Genomic DNA, 12,062 nt, shown 5'->3' with positions numbered 1-12,062 from the left:
TCGATCGCTGTCGAAACCGTGATACGGCCATGGTAAGGGCTGCCCCGAACCACCCTTGGAACCAGTGCCGGTACCCGAATCCGGACCTTTGGACGTCGAGATGAGCGAAGCTGCCGCACCACGACCCGCCGCCGGATCCGCCCCAGGAGCGGCTTCCTGGGCGGATGCGCTGCTGGCCTCGTTCGCGCAGGCCGGTTATCTCAGGTCCGAACCCGCGATCCTGCAGCCGGCCGAGCCGTTCCTCGACCTATCCGGCGAGGACATCCGCAAGAGCCTGTATCTGACGACCGACCCGAGCGGCGAGGAACTCTGCCTGCGGCCGGATCTCACGATCCCGGTGGCGCGCGACTACCTCGCCTCGCCCCGCGCCGGCCAGCCGGCCGGCTTCAGCTATCTCGGCCCGGTGTTCCGCTATCGCGACGGCCAGCCGAGCCAGTTCCTGCAGGCCGGCATCGAATCCTTCGGGCGGCAGGATCGCGCCGCGGCCGACGCCGAGATGCTGGCGCTGGCGTTGGAGGCAACCACGGCCTTCGGGTTGACCGATGTCGAGATCCGCACGGGCGACGTCGCGCTGTTCAACGCGCTGATCGATGCTCTCGAGCTCTATCCGGTGTGGCGGCGCCGGCTGATCAAGGATTTCAACCGCAAGGTTTCGCTGACCGACGACATCGAGCAGCTGACCTTGGCGACCGCGCCGGGCCGCAACGAATACGAAGGCGTGCTCGCAGCGCTGGCCGGATCCGACCGCAAGGCGGCGCTGGCGCTGGTCACCGATTTGATGTCGATCGCCGGCACCACCAATGTCGGCGGCCGCACCGTCGCCGAGATCGCCGACCGCTTCCTCGAGCAATCGACGCTGAAGGGCGGCGCGCTGCCGCGCGATGCGCTCGCCACCATCAAGCGCTTCCTCGCCATATCGGGCGATCCCGACGACGCAATCGCGCAGCTGCGCGCGCTGGCGTCCGACGCCAGGCTCGACCTTGCCGCGGCAATCGACCAGTTCGAGAGCCGGGTCGGCTTCATGGCCGCGCGCGGCATCGACCTCAAAAAGACGCGGTTCGCGACCGCGTTCGGCCGCGGCCTCGACTACTACACCGGCTTCGAGTTCGAGCTGCACGCGAAGGGCAACGGCGCCGAGCCGCTGGTCGCGGGCGGCCGCTATGACGGGCTGATGACGCAGCTCGGCTCGGCCAGTCCGATCCCCGCGGTCGGCTTCTCGGTCTGGATCGAGGCGATGACCCGGCATGGCAAGGCCGGCGCCAACGGAGGCGCCCGATGAGCACGCCGTTCGTCGTTGCCGTTCCCTCCAAGGGGCGCTTGCAGGAAAACGCGGAGAGCTTCTTCGCCCGCGCCGGGCTGACCTTGTCGAAAGCCGGCGGCGCGCGCGACTATCGCGGCACCATCGCCGGCGTCGACAATGTCGAGATCGCCTATCTGTCGGCCAGCGAGATCGCGGCCAACCTGGCGCGCGGCTCGGTGCATCTCGGCGTCACCGGCGAGGATCTGGTGCGCGAGAGCATTCCGGATGCCGACAAGCGCGTGCTGATGATCGAAGGCCTCGGCTTCGGCTATGCCAATGTCGTGGTCGCGGTGCCGCAGGCCTGGATCGACGTTCGCACCATGGCCGATCTCGACGACGTCGCAAGCGGCTTCCGCGAGCAGCACAATCACCGCATGCGGGTTGCGACCAAATACATCAACCTGACGCGCGGCTTCTTTGCCAAGCACGGCGTCGGCGACTACCGCATCGTGGAGAGCGCCGGCGCCACCGAAGGCGCACCCGCGGCCGGCACCGCCGAGCTGATCGTCGACATCACGACGACCGGCGCGACGCTCGCGGCCAACGGCCTCAAGGTGCTCGACGACGGCGTGATGCTGCGCAGCCAGGCCAACCTCGTCGCCTCCCGCGATGCCGACTGGTCGACCGGCGCCCGCGAGACCGCGCGCGTCATCCTCGACCACATCGCCGCGCGCGCTCGCGCCAGCAAGTACCGCGAGGTGCGAACCCGGTTCGCCGGCTGCAACGACGCGCTGCTGTCCGAAGCGCATACCCGCTTCGGCGTGGTCGCCCCGTTCGGCAGCCCGACCTCGTCGGGCATGCTGACGCTGCACTGCCCACCGGGCAAGCTTTACGCGCTCGGCAGCTTCCTGCGCGAGCACGGCGCCGAAACCGTGTCGGTGGTGTCGCTGGACTACGTGTTCGACCGCGAGAACCCGCTGTTCGCCAAGCTCGAGGCATTCCTGCGACAATGAGCAGGCGGGGCCGTTCATGTTGGCGACAGCCGGCCGTCGGTACCATATTGTGTTCATGATCTCTCGTTGCGACGCGTTTTCTTTCACGCGAACGGAACCCGATTTCGCTGGAAAACGCTCTAGTTCTGGAACCTGACCGATGATGCTGGGCTCTGACGTTTCCAGCCTGACCACAACCGCCAAGACCGCCGCCGCGCAGGGTCTGTCCATCGTCGTGCCCGTCTACAACGAGGCCGACGGGCTTGTGGCGCTGCACCAACGGCTGATCGACCTCGCCAGCTCACTGCGCGCCCGTTACGGCCTTAACTGCGAAGTGGTCTATGTCGACGACGGCAGCGAGGACAACACGCTTGCGATCGCGCGCGGCCTGCCCGCCGACGGGCTCGACCTCCAGGTGGTGTCGCTGTCGCGCAATTTCGGCAAGGAGGCGGCGCTGATGGCCGGCCTCGACCACGCCCGCCGCGGCGCGGTGCTGTTCATGGACGGCGACGGCCAGCATCCGCCGACCCTGGTCGAGCAACTGGTCGCGCACTGGATCGATGACGGCTACGACGTGGTCTACACGGCGAAGGCGCACCGCGACAATGAATCGGCGTTGCGGCGGCTTTCCGTGCGCGGCTTCTACGCGCTGATCAACTGGGGCGCGCGGCAGCGGATTCCCGAGGATGCCGGCGACTTCCGCCTGCTGTCGCCGCGCGCGGCCGCGGCCTTGCGGCAATTGCCGGAGCGCAACCGCTTCTTCAAGGGCCTCGCCAGCTGGATCGGCTTCAGGCAGATCCGCGTCGACTACGAGCCGGCGCCGCGTGCGCATGGCGTCACCACCTTCAATGCCGGCCGGCTGATCGGCCTGTCGATCGAGGGCCTGACCTCGTTCTCGGTGGCGCCGCTGCGCTTCGCCAGCCTGCTCGGCGCGCTGCTCGCAGGCGCGGCCTTCCTGTTCGGCCTCTCGATCCTGTGGGAAGTGCTGACCACCGGCAAGCAGGTCCCCGGCTATCCCTCGCTGATGATCGGCGTGATGACGATCGGCGGCGTGCAGCTGATCATGATCGGCATCGTCGGCGAATATATCGGCAAGATCCTCTCCGAATTGAAGGCACGGCCGATCTACTTCGTCGCCGAGCATACCGAGAAGCACGCCGACGGCGGAACGGCGCAGAGCGCCACCGAGCGGACCGCCGCCGAATGAGCGAAGTTTTGCCGCGCCGGATCTGGCTGTGTGCTGACGATTATGGCTTGAGCGATGGCGTCAACCGCGCGATCCGCGACCTGATCGAGCGCGGCCGCCTCAATGCGACGTCGGTGATGATGGTGACGCCGGCGATCGGCCGCGAGGCTGCGGCCGCGCTGCAGGCTTCGGTAGCGAAAAGCCCGCGCTGCGCGATCGGGCTGCATGTGACGCTGACTGCGCCGTTCCGACCGCTGACGATGCATTTCCGTCCACTCGACGGCGACATGTTCCTGCCGTTCCCGCGGCTGCTTCGCGCCGGACTGATGCACCGGCTCGACGCCGATCTGGTCCATGCCGAGGTGCTGGCGCAGCTCGATGCCTTCCACGATCTGTTCGGCCGCGCGCCCGATTTCGTCGACGGCCATCAGCACGCGCAGCTGTTCCCGCAGGTCCGCGACGGCTTCCTGCGCGCCGTGAAGGAGCGCGCGCCAGGCGCCTGGGTGCGGCAGTGCGGACGCGAAGGTCCGCTGGCACGCCAACTGACGGCGCCGAAGGCTTTAGTGCTGAACGTGCTCAGCACCCAATTCCGGATCAAGGCCCAGCGATCGGGCCTGCGCTTCAATCCGGCTTTCGCCGGCGCCTACGATTTTACGCGTGGCAGCGAATTCGGAGCGCTGATGCAGGGCTTCCTCGACGGCCTGCCCGAGGACGGGCTCGTGATGTGCCATCCCGGTTTCGTCGATGAAACACTACAGAACCTCGACCCGCTGACGACGCAGCGCGAGACCGAGCATGCCTATCTCGCAGGCGAGCATTTCCCCGCGCTGCTGGCCCTGAATAAAGTTACACTCGGCTGACCCTTGTTTTGACGCGCTTTCTTCACGCGAACCGGGACCCACCCCGCATCAAGTGCGGGGCAGGCCTCGCTCGAAAACGCTTTGGGTTCACGAAAAGCCGCCGGTCGTATTGTCGCATACAGAAATTTAATTCTGGCCCCCACTCCTTGCGCCACAAAGCCCGTCCTACATCAGCCGCGCGCCGATTCGATCGACGCGATGGAGAACGCCATGACACCGCAAGAACGCCAACTGATTGACGATCTCTTCGACCGGCTCGCCAAGCTGGAGAATGCCCCGCGCGACGGCGAGGCCATGTCCGCGATCATGCAGGGCCTGCGCAGCGCGCCGAATGCGGTTTACACGCTGGTGCAGACCGCGCTGGTGCAGGACGAGGCGCTGAAGCGCGCCCATGACCGGATCCAGGAGCTCGAGGCCGCGGTCGGCCAGCAACAGCCGGCACAGCAGCAGGGCGGCGGCTTCCTCGATTCGATGCGCGATGCGATCTTCGGACAGGGCCAGCAGCAGCCGCACGGCTCGGTGCCGCCGGTGCGCCCGCCGGATGTCGGCGGCAGCCGCCCGGTCTGGAACTCGGGCCAGGCGATGCAGCAGGCGGGCGGCTATGGCCAACCGCCGCAGCAATACGGCCAGCCCCAATACGGCCAGCCCTACGGCGGCCAGCAGCCCCCGCCCTTCGGCGGCGGCGCGCCCGGCGGCGGTGGCGGCTCGTTCCTCGGCACTGCGGCTGCGGCCGCGGCCGGCGTGGTCGGCGGCGGACTGCTGCTCTCCAGCATTCGCGGCATGATGGGTGGCGGAAGCCATCAATCGCTGGCCGACGCCGGCGGCCTCGGCGGTGGTTCGCGTCCCTGGGGCGGCGACCAGTCGTCGAGCAACCTTGCCCGTGACGCCGGGATCAACGATGTCAGTTCGTCCGGTCGCGACAGTGATTCCGGCTCGCGCGCCGGCGCGTTCGACCAGGCGCAGGCCGACCAGGACAGCGACGATGATCAAGACGCCGACGATTTCGACGACAACGGCGGCGACGACAACAGCGATTACGCGTAAGCGCGATCGCTGAAACGACAACGGCCGCTCCAATCGAGCGGCCGTTTTGATTCCGTCGTCCCGGCGAAAGCCGGGGCGACACCATCTTTAGAGCAGCTGCTTCAAAACCACACTTACATCACGACGACCTTGGCGCCGACATTGACGCGGCCGTAGAGGTCGATCACGTCCTCGTTGCGCATCCGGATGCAGCCGGACGAGACGTTGGTGCCGATCGTCCAGGGCTCGTTGGAGCCATGGATACGATAGAGCGAGGAGCCGAGATACATCGCGCGGGCGCCGAGCGGATTCTCCGGGCCGCCTTCCATGTGCCGCGGCAGGTCGGGACGGCGCGCCAGCATTTCCGGCGGCGGCGTCCAGGCCGGCCATTCCTTCTTCGCCGAGATCGTCTTGACGCCGGCCCAGGTGAAGCCGGGCCGGCCGACGCCGATGCCGTAGCGCAGCGCGCGGCCGTCGCCCTGCACCAGATAGAGGAACTTGTTCGGCGTATCGACGACGATGGTGCCGACGCCTTCCTTGCCGCTGTAATCGACCAGCTGCTTTTCATATCTGGAATCGAACGGACGCTGCGTTGGATCGCCCGCCGCCTCTTCCTGCTGGCGGATCATCTGCTGCTGCGGATCCATCGGCGGCAGCCCCTGGCGGTTGCCGTAATAACCAGGCTGCTGCTGATACATCGGCTGCGGCGAATAACCCTGCGACGACGGCGCATCGCCGAACAGGAATTCGATGAAGCCGCCGCCCATGTTGGAGCGCTGCGGCTGCACATAGGCGGTGCGCATCGGCGGCTGCGGTGCGCCCTGGTTGGCGTAGATCACGGTGGGCTCGGGCTGAGCCGACGCGTCGATCGCCATCGCATGATGGGGAACGGCGATAAGCGAAGAGGCGCCGGCGAGCAGCGCAAGCGTGGTTTTCCTGAACATCGACGTACTCTGTACTGGTTTCGTCGTGACGTGTGACGTGGACGGAGCGCACAAGCCCCGTTGCACGTGGTCAATAAGCAATGAAAACCGCATCGGTTTGGTAAACGGAATCGCGGTTTGGATTCACCATCTCGACAATGCAGCGCGGTTTTGCCTGACAGCGTTTATTTTGCGTGAATGCCGCGGCGACATGGTTAATCGCCGGTATCGCAGCGGTTGCGCGCACTCGGCGCAAACTGTTCCCGCGTGAACCTGACGTTAAATCACCTTTCGCTAGAACGAACTGCAGTGAAGGGGCGGGAATGAAATCATGTCAGTGAAGCGTAAGCGTTTTCGTGTCGAGCAGGCCATGGGTGAAGTCGTGATGCCGGAGCCGGAAGTTGCCGGCAGCGGCGAGCTCGGTCCGATGCATCGGGAAATCATGGCGGAGCTTCGCTCGATCCGCGCCCAGATGGCCGCGGCACCGGCGCAGCGCACCGGCGACAGCGTCGATGCCGCCGTCGCCCGCGAAGTCGCCGAGACGCAAGCGCTGCTCGAGACCTACCGCGCGCAGGTCGAACAGTGCGAGAAGCTCAAGGTCGAGCTCGACCTGATCCACGACGCGATCAGCCGCACCAAGCGCGAGATCGCCGTGCTGCACGGCAAGAGCTTCAACGGCGAGGAGATGGCCAAGGTCAATGGCGAGCTCGGCGCCGTGGTCGGCGGCACCGAACAGGCCACCCAGCAGATCCTCGAGGCGGTGGAAGCGATCGACCAGGCCGCGACCGCGCTCGCGAACAACGTGACGCCCGACCAGCAGAAACGGCTCAGCGAAGATATTCAGGAGCGCGTGGTCTCGATCTTCGAGGCCTGCAACTTCCAGGACCTCACCGGCCAGCGCATCAGCAAGGTGATGCAGACGATGAAGTTCATCGAACAGCACATCAACGAGATGATGAACATCTGGGGCGGCGTCGACGCCATCAAGACCCACGTCCCGCCGATCGTCGACACCCGCGAGGGCGATGCCCGCCTGCTCAACGGCCCGAAGCTCGACGGCGACGCGGGCCACGCCTCGCAGGACGACATCGACGCTATGTTCAACTGACGCGACGTTCAACTGAGATTTGTCGGATCAAAACGAAAAGCGCCGGCCCCTCGGGCCGGCGTTTTTGTTTGAGCGGTGGTCGAGCCCGAGAGGGATCACCAGATAAAGTTGCCAGATCATCGCTCGCCGCGTTGCAAGGCGTGAGTAATTCTGTACGGCAGCTTTCCTTGCATGCACGTCAAGTGACACATCGGTCAGAACCTCTGTCTCGACCGCATGCAGTTTGTGCCAATTGTGACACCTGCAAATTTACTGGCAGGTCCGCTGTCGCAGGCGCATACTGTATGTGAGGAAATTGTCATGCGTGTGCCGGGAGCCAACATTGGGTGCCGGACTTCCGGAGTGAATCCGGTCGCCCCGAGCGGGGCTTCGCACTTTCACACAACACACAGTACAGCTTTGCCGGCCACTCGTTGCGCGCATCCAAGGGCGAACAGGCTTCGCCTGGGCGCGGCCGTCATTGAAACCATGACGATGCACGGCGGGTTTCTTGGGCGCTGATACCTGCGGCTTGTTGAGGAATCACTGATTGGGGGGAGCCACTGGACTACTCAACACTGGAGATCGAACATGACGCGAAGAAATGTCAGGAATACTGCAATTGCGCTCTCGACTTTCGCTTGTGCGACACTGTTCTCCATCACATGGTCTGAGCAGGGCGGCATTTCGGCGTCAGTCGAAAGCGCCCAGGCGCGCGTGGGCCGACCGCTGACGCCCGTGAGCGTCGCGGGCGTTGCACGTCGTCACACCCGGCGCGCTGCGTACGGGTACGGAGTCGGCGCGGGAATTGCCGCCACGGCCGCGGTCGCCACGGCAGCCGCCACTGCGCCGGTCTATGCTGGCTGGGGCACAAATAACTGGACCGATGCATACGCCGCCCAGACGGATCCCCACTTTGGCCAGCCCTACTATCCGGCACGAGCCTACTATGGTGGCAGCCCGTATTACGGTTATGCCGGATGGGCAGACTACAAGGCAGCCAATGGAATTACCTGCGAACCTGGCACGATGACGAAGATGGCCGACGGCCACAGTTACATCTGTCAGTGAGATCCGCGCAACGACACACGACAAGAGGGCGGGCTCAGTGAGCCGCCCTCTTTCATGTGAAGAGATCGATGCACATCGTGGCGGGCCGCGCCCAGCGTTGATCTACGTCAACATCGCCTGTCCTTTGCCAGCCAAATCTTCAGCCGCGCCTGAACCGCCGCAATCATCGTCGGTTCGCTTGCGATGGAGAGGATCACCATGCATCGGACGAACTTTTTTTCGACCAGGTCGGTTACGGTTACCGGGATCGTGGCGAGCCTCCTGTTGGGGGCAGCAGGTGTCGCGCTCAATCCGGCACCGGCCAAGGCGGTCGTCTACTGCCAGTATGTCGGCTATCCGAACGGTTGCGTAGCGAGGGCAGGCGTCGTGCTAAGGCCTCGTCCGGTGGCGCGGGCTACGGTTCGTCATCACGCGGGCGGCAACCTGAATGGTGGCGTCAATCGGGTTGGGGTCCGGCGATAAAGCAGGTCTTTGCAAGTCACAACCCAGGGCGACACGGCAAGGTTCGTGCTCCCAGCGGTTCGTTCATGGACAGACGAAAAACGCCGGCCCTCGGGGCCGGCGGTTTTGTTTTGACCTACGGCGAGGCCATGACGTCGAGATTCCCCGGTGCGCAGTTGCGCACCTGAGGTTCGATGCGTCGCATCGACCCCGAATGACGTGCCAGCCGCGTCACGCCCTCGGGGCGCAGCGGACGTAGACCATGTTGCCGTAGCGGGTGGCGGCGTCCTTGTCGACGAAACGGGTGATCAAGACCCGGCCGTCGAACGAGATGATCTCGCGGTCCTGCTCGCCGGGCACAGGTCCGGGCGGGCCGATATAGTTCTTGCCGCTCGGGGAACCCTTCAGCCGCAGTTCCTGCGGGGTGGCCTGGTCGGCGAGATGCATGATGACACCGCCGCTCTGGCCGGCACCGATCACGTAAGGCTGCTTGCACTGGCCGCGCGCGGCGGCCTCAGTGCGGGCGCGGTCGGCGGGATTCTGGAACGAGGCGAGGCCCCAGCGGCCGACGATCTCGTCGGGGCGGATGCTCGCCGGCATCTCCGGAGCCACTCCCGGTTCGACCGGCCCCGGCTCGGGGTTCGACGACAACGACGGCAGGCTCATGCTGCCGCATGCCCCCAAAAGTGTCGTCAGCGCCGAGACAGCCGCGAACCGTGCGACCAATCGCGCGTTGAGTGACCTGATCATATGCATCCCCCGAACTATCTCCCGGCCGCACCCGTCATGCAGCCAAGCGTAAAACTTAAGGCGGAGCAATGACGTCTGACAAAATTACGTCATCGCTACGATTTGGTTTCCGGTCCACCATCCTATATTGGCCTCACCAAGGCCTTAACCCGTTTGCTTGACAGAAACTGCGCCAAGCCATATTTCCCGGCGCACAATTAGCACTCTCGCACCACGATTGCTAAATGCGCCGGGCGTCCTGCCTGGCGCCGACCGGACCGGCATTCAACGCCGGTCTCGATGAACCGGACCTGAAACCGAGCCTCCAAGAGGGAACGTCATGGCTAAATCCACCTTCCGCCCACTGCATGACCGCGTCGTGGTCAAGCGTATCGATGCCGAGGAGAAGTCCAAGGGCGGCATCATCATTCCGGACTCGGCCAAGGAAAAGCCGTCCCAGGGCGAGATCGTCGCCGTCGGCCCGGGTGGCCGCGACGAGGCCGGCAAGCTGATCCCGATCGACCTCAAGGTCGGCGACCGCGTGCTGTTCGGCAAGTGGTCGGGCACCGAGGTCAAGCTCGACAACCAGGAGCTCCTGATCATGAAGGAGTCCGACATCATGGGCGTGCTGGCGTAAGGCCACGACCCAATTCGAGAAACGCGGCGCTCGCTCCGCTGTCATGCCCGGACTTGATCCGGGCATCCATCACGCTTCCCAAGACTCTTACTAGGGCGATGGATTGCCGGGTCACCCAGCACGAAGACGCACTTCGTGCTTTTGCCCGGCAATGACGCGCGAAGCGAGCGGCAAGCAATTCACAGACATTCCAGGAGTTCAAATCAATGGCTGCCAAGGACGTAAAATTCGCCGGAGACGCCCGCGACCGCATGTTGCGCGGTGTCGACGTGCTCGCCAATGCCGTGAAGGTGACGCTCGGCCCGAAGGGCCGCAACGTCGTCATCGAGAAGAGCTTCGGCGCTCCCCGCATCACCAAGGACGGCGTCACCGTCGCCAAGGAGATCGAGCTCGAGGACAAGTTCGAGAACATGGGCGCGCAGATGCTGCGCGAGGTCGCTTCCAAGACCAACGACACCGCCGGTGACGGCACCACCACCGCGACCGTGCTGGCGCAGGCCATCGTCCGCGAGGGCGCCAAGGCGGTCGCCGCCGGCATGAACCCGATGGACCTCAAGCGCGGCATCGACACCGCGGTCGCCGCCGTCATCAAGGACATCGAGAAGCGCGCCAAGCCGGTCGCCTCCTCTTCGGAAGTCGCCCAGGTCGGCACCATCTCGGCCAATGGCGATGCCGCGATCGGCAAGATGATCGCGCAGGCGATGCAGAAGGTCGGCAACGAGGGCGTCATCACCGTCGAGGAGAACAAGTCGCTCGATACCGAGGTCGACATCGTCGAGGGCATGAAGTTCGACCGCGGCTATCTCAGCCCCTACTTCATCACCAATGCCGAGAAGATGACCGCCGAGCTCGAGGATGCCTACATCCTGCTGCACGAGAAGAAGCTGACCGGCCTGCAGTCCATGCTGCCGGTGCTGGAAGCCGTGGTGCAGTCGGGCCGTCCGCTGTTGATCCTCGCCGAGGACGTCGAGGGCGAGGCGCTGGCGACGCTGGTGGTCAACCGCCTGCGCGGCGGCCTCAAGGTCGCCGCCGTCAAGGCGCCGGGCTTCGGCGATCGCCGCAAGGCGATGCTGGAGGACATCGCGATCCTGACCGGCGGTCAGCTGATCTCCGACGACCTCGGCATGAAGCTCGAGAACGTCACGGTCAACATGCTCGGCCGCGCCGGCAAGATCGTGATCGACAAGGAGAACACCACGATCGTCAAGGGCGCCGGCAAGAAAAAGGACATCGACGCCCGCGTTGGCCAGATCAAGGCGCAGATCGAGGAGACCACCTCGGACTACGACCGTGAGAAGCTGCAGGAGCGCCTTGCCAAGCTCGCCGGCGGCGTTGCGGTGATCAAGGTCGGCGGCGCGACCGAGGTCGAGGTCAAGGAGAAGAAGGACCGTGTCGAGGACGCGCTGAACGCGACCCGCGCCGCGGTGCAGGAAGGCATCGTGCCCGGTGGCGGCGTCGCGCTGCTCCGCGCCAAGAAGGCGGTCGGCCGTCTCACCAACCCGAATGCCGACGTCCAGGCCGGCATCAACATCGTGCTCAAGGCGCTCGAAGCTCCGGTTCGCCAGATCTCGGAGAACGCCGGTGTCGAGGGCTCGATCGTGGTCGGCAAGATCCTCGAGAACAAGTCGGAGACCTTCGGCTTCGACGCCCAGACCGAGGAGTATGTCGACATGGTCGACAAGGGCATCATCGACCCCGCCAAGGTGGTGCGCACCGCGCTGCAGGACGCCTCCTCCGTGGCCGGCCTCTTGGTGACCACCGAAGCCATGGTCGCCGAACTGCCGAAGGACGCGGCGCCGGCGATGCCGGGCGGCGGCGGCATGGGTGGAATGGGCGGCATGGGCGGCTTCTAAGCCCTCGCCACATCCGCACC

The 12,062-nt window shown here is 65.3% G+C and carries 13 protein-coding genes; 10 read left to right on the top strand and 3 right to left on the bottom strand.

Annotation, left to right across the window (positions count from 1 at the left end; genetic code table 11):
- The first annotated feature begins 100 nt into the window (after nucleotides 1–100).
- From AAFG13_RS33040 to AAFG13_RS33020, 5 genes are all read left to right on the top strand, one after another.
- The gene (locus AAFG13_RS33040) at nucleotides 101–1,279 is read left to right on the top strand and encodes an ATP phosphoribosyltransferase regulatory subunit (protein ID WP_342709388.1); all 1,179 of its coding nucleotides are present in this window, start codon (nucleotides 101–103) and stop codon (nucleotides 1,277–1,279) included.
- Nucleotides 1,276–2,253, top strand: a complete 978-nt coding sequence (gene hisG / locus AAFG13_RS33035; protein ID WP_092124061.1) for an ATP phosphoribosyltransferase — start codon at nucleotides 1,276–1,278, stop codon at nucleotides 2,251–2,253. The genes AAFG13_RS33040 and hisG overlap by 4 nt, the downstream gene beginning before the upstream one ends.
- Nucleotides 2,254–2,392: 139 nt before the next feature.
- Nucleotides 2,393–3,439, top strand: coding sequence for a glycosyltransferase family 2 protein (locus AAFG13_RS33030; RefSeq protein WP_342709387.1), 1,047 nt, complete (start codon nucleotides 2,393–2,395; stop codon nucleotides 3,437–3,439).
- The gene (locus AAFG13_RS33025) at nucleotides 3,436–4,278 is read left to right on the top strand and encodes a ChbG/HpnK family deacetylase (RefSeq protein ID WP_212313552.1); all 843 of its coding nucleotides are present in this window, start codon (nucleotides 3,436–3,438) and stop codon (nucleotides 4,276–4,278) included. Before AAFG13_RS33030 ends, AAFG13_RS33025 begins: the two co-directional genes overlap by 4 nt.
- A 210-nt stretch (nucleotides 4,279–4,488) precedes the next feature.
- Complete coding sequence (locus tag AAFG13_RS33020; protein ID WP_212313554.1) at nucleotides 4,489–5,322, top strand: DUF2076 domain-containing protein; 834 nt, start codon at nucleotides 4,489–4,491, stop codon at nucleotides 5,320–5,322.
- Nucleotides 5,323–5,435: 113 nt separating this feature from the next.
- On the opposite strand, the gene AAFG13_RS33015 is transcribed toward AAFG13_RS33020, so the two are convergent.
- Nucleotides 5,436–6,245, bottom strand: coding sequence for a L,D-transpeptidase (locus AAFG13_RS33015; protein WP_212313556.1), 810 nt, complete (start codon nucleotides 6,243–6,245; stop codon nucleotides 5,436–5,438).
- Between the two features lie 310 nt (nucleotides 6,246–6,555).
- On the opposite strand from AAFG13_RS33015, the gene AAFG13_RS33010 reads away from it, so the two are divergent.
- Nucleotides 6,556–7,332: a protein phosphatase CheZ gene (locus AAFG13_RS33010; protein WP_212313558.1), complete on the top strand. Its 777-nt coding sequence runs from the start codon at nucleotides 6,556–6,558 to the stop codon at nucleotides 7,330–7,332.
- 570 nt (nucleotides 7,333–7,902) lie between these two features.
- Nucleotides 7,903–8,382, top strand: coding sequence for a hypothetical protein (locus AAFG13_RS33005; RefSeq protein WP_249131893.1), 480 nt, complete (start codon nucleotides 7,903–7,905; stop codon nucleotides 8,380–8,382).
- Between the two features lie 107 nt (nucleotides 8,383–8,489).
- Here AAFG13_RS33005 and AAFG13_RS33000 read toward each other — a convergent pair whose 3' ends face one another.
- Complete coding sequence (locus AAFG13_RS33000; RefSeq protein ID WP_342713579.1) at nucleotides 8,490–8,687, bottom strand: hypothetical protein; 198 nt, start codon at nucleotides 8,685–8,687, stop codon at nucleotides 8,490–8,492.
- Between AAFG13_RS33000 and AAFG13_RS32995 the strand changes: the two genes are divergently transcribed.
- Nucleotides 8,632–8,844 carry a hypothetical protein gene (locus tag AAFG13_RS32995; RefSeq protein WP_342713438.1) on the top strand — a complete coding sequence of 71 codons (213 nt, stop codon included), beginning with the start codon at nucleotides 8,632–8,634 and terminating at the stop codon, nucleotides 8,842–8,844. The two genes, AAFG13_RS33000 and AAFG13_RS32995, sit on opposite strands and share 56 nt — an antisense overlap.
- Before the next feature lie 210 nt (nucleotides 8,845–9,054).
- On the opposite strand, the gene AAFG13_RS32990 is transcribed toward AAFG13_RS32995, so the two are convergent.
- Complete coding sequence (locus tag AAFG13_RS32990; RefSeq protein ID WP_212313560.1) at nucleotides 9,055–9,573, bottom strand: hypothetical protein; 519 nt, start codon at nucleotides 9,571–9,573, stop codon at nucleotides 9,055–9,057.
- A gap of 319 nt (nucleotides 9,574–9,892) precedes the next feature.
- Here AAFG13_RS32990 and AAFG13_RS32985 point away from each other — a divergent pair, with 319 nt between their 5' ends.
- The gene (locus AAFG13_RS32985) at nucleotides 9,893–10,189 is read left to right on the top strand and encodes a co-chaperone GroES (RefSeq protein ID WP_018269780.1); all 297 of its coding nucleotides are present in this window, start codon (nucleotides 9,893–9,895) and stop codon (nucleotides 10,187–10,189) included.
- Between the two features lie 206 nt (nucleotides 10,190–10,395).
- Nucleotides 10,396–12,042: a chaperonin GroEL gene (gene groL, locus AAFG13_RS32980; RefSeq protein ID WP_092126735.1), complete on the top strand. Its 1,647-nt coding sequence runs from the start codon at nucleotides 10,396–10,398 to the stop codon at nucleotides 12,040–12,042.
- Nucleotides 12,043–12,062: the final 20 nt, after the last annotated feature.

Source organism: Bradyrhizobium sp. B124, from assembly GCF_038967635.1.
Taxonomy (GTDB): Bacteria; Pseudomonadota; Alphaproteobacteria; order Rhizobiales; family Xanthobacteraceae; genus Bradyrhizobium.
This window is presented reverse-complemented; position numbering and strand designations above follow the sequence as displayed.

Excerpts from the sequence above, each read along its gene's own strand:
- AAFG13_RS33040 (WP_342709388.1), top strand. The coding sequence starts at position 101 with ATGAGCGAAGCTGCCGCACCACGACCCGCCGCCGGATCCGCCCCAGGA.
- hisG (WP_092124061.1), top strand. The coding sequence starts at position 1,276 with ATGAGCACGCCGTTCGTCGTTGCCGTTCCCTCCAAGGGGCGCTTGCAG.
- AAFG13_RS33030 (WP_342709387.1), top strand. The coding sequence starts at position 2,393 with ATGATGCTGGGCTCTGACGTTTCCAGCCTGACCACAACCGCCAAGACC.
- AAFG13_RS33025 (WP_212313552.1), top strand. The coding sequence starts at position 3,436 with ATGAGCGAAGTTTTGCCGCGCCGGATCTGGCTGTGTGCTGACGATTAT.
- AAFG13_RS33020 (WP_212313554.1), top strand. The coding sequence starts at position 4,489 with ATGACACCGCAAGAACGCCAACTGATTGACGATCTCTTCGACCGGCTC.
- AAFG13_RS33015 (WP_212313556.1), bottom strand. The coding sequence starts at position 6,245 with ATGTTCAGGAAAACCACGCTTGCGCTGCTCGCCGGCGCCTCTTCGCTT.
- AAFG13_RS33010 (WP_212313558.1), top strand. The coding sequence starts at position 6,556 with ATGTCAGTGAAGCGTAAGCGTTTTCGTGTCGAGCAGGCCATGGGTGAA.
- AAFG13_RS33005 (WP_249131893.1), top strand. The coding sequence starts at position 7,903 with ATGACGCGAAGAAATGTCAGGAATACTGCAATTGCGCTCTCGACTTTC.
- AAFG13_RS32990 (WP_212313560.1), bottom strand. The coding sequence starts at position 9,573 with ATGATCAGGTCACTCAACGCGCGATTGGTCGCACGGTTCGCGGCTGTC.
- AAFG13_RS32985 (WP_018269780.1), top strand. The coding sequence starts at position 9,893 with ATGGCTAAATCCACCTTCCGCCCACTGCATGACCGCGTCGTGGTCAAG.
- groL (WP_092126735.1), top strand. The coding sequence starts at position 10,396 with ATGGCTGCCAAGGACGTAAAATTCGCCGGAGACGCCCGCGACCGCATG.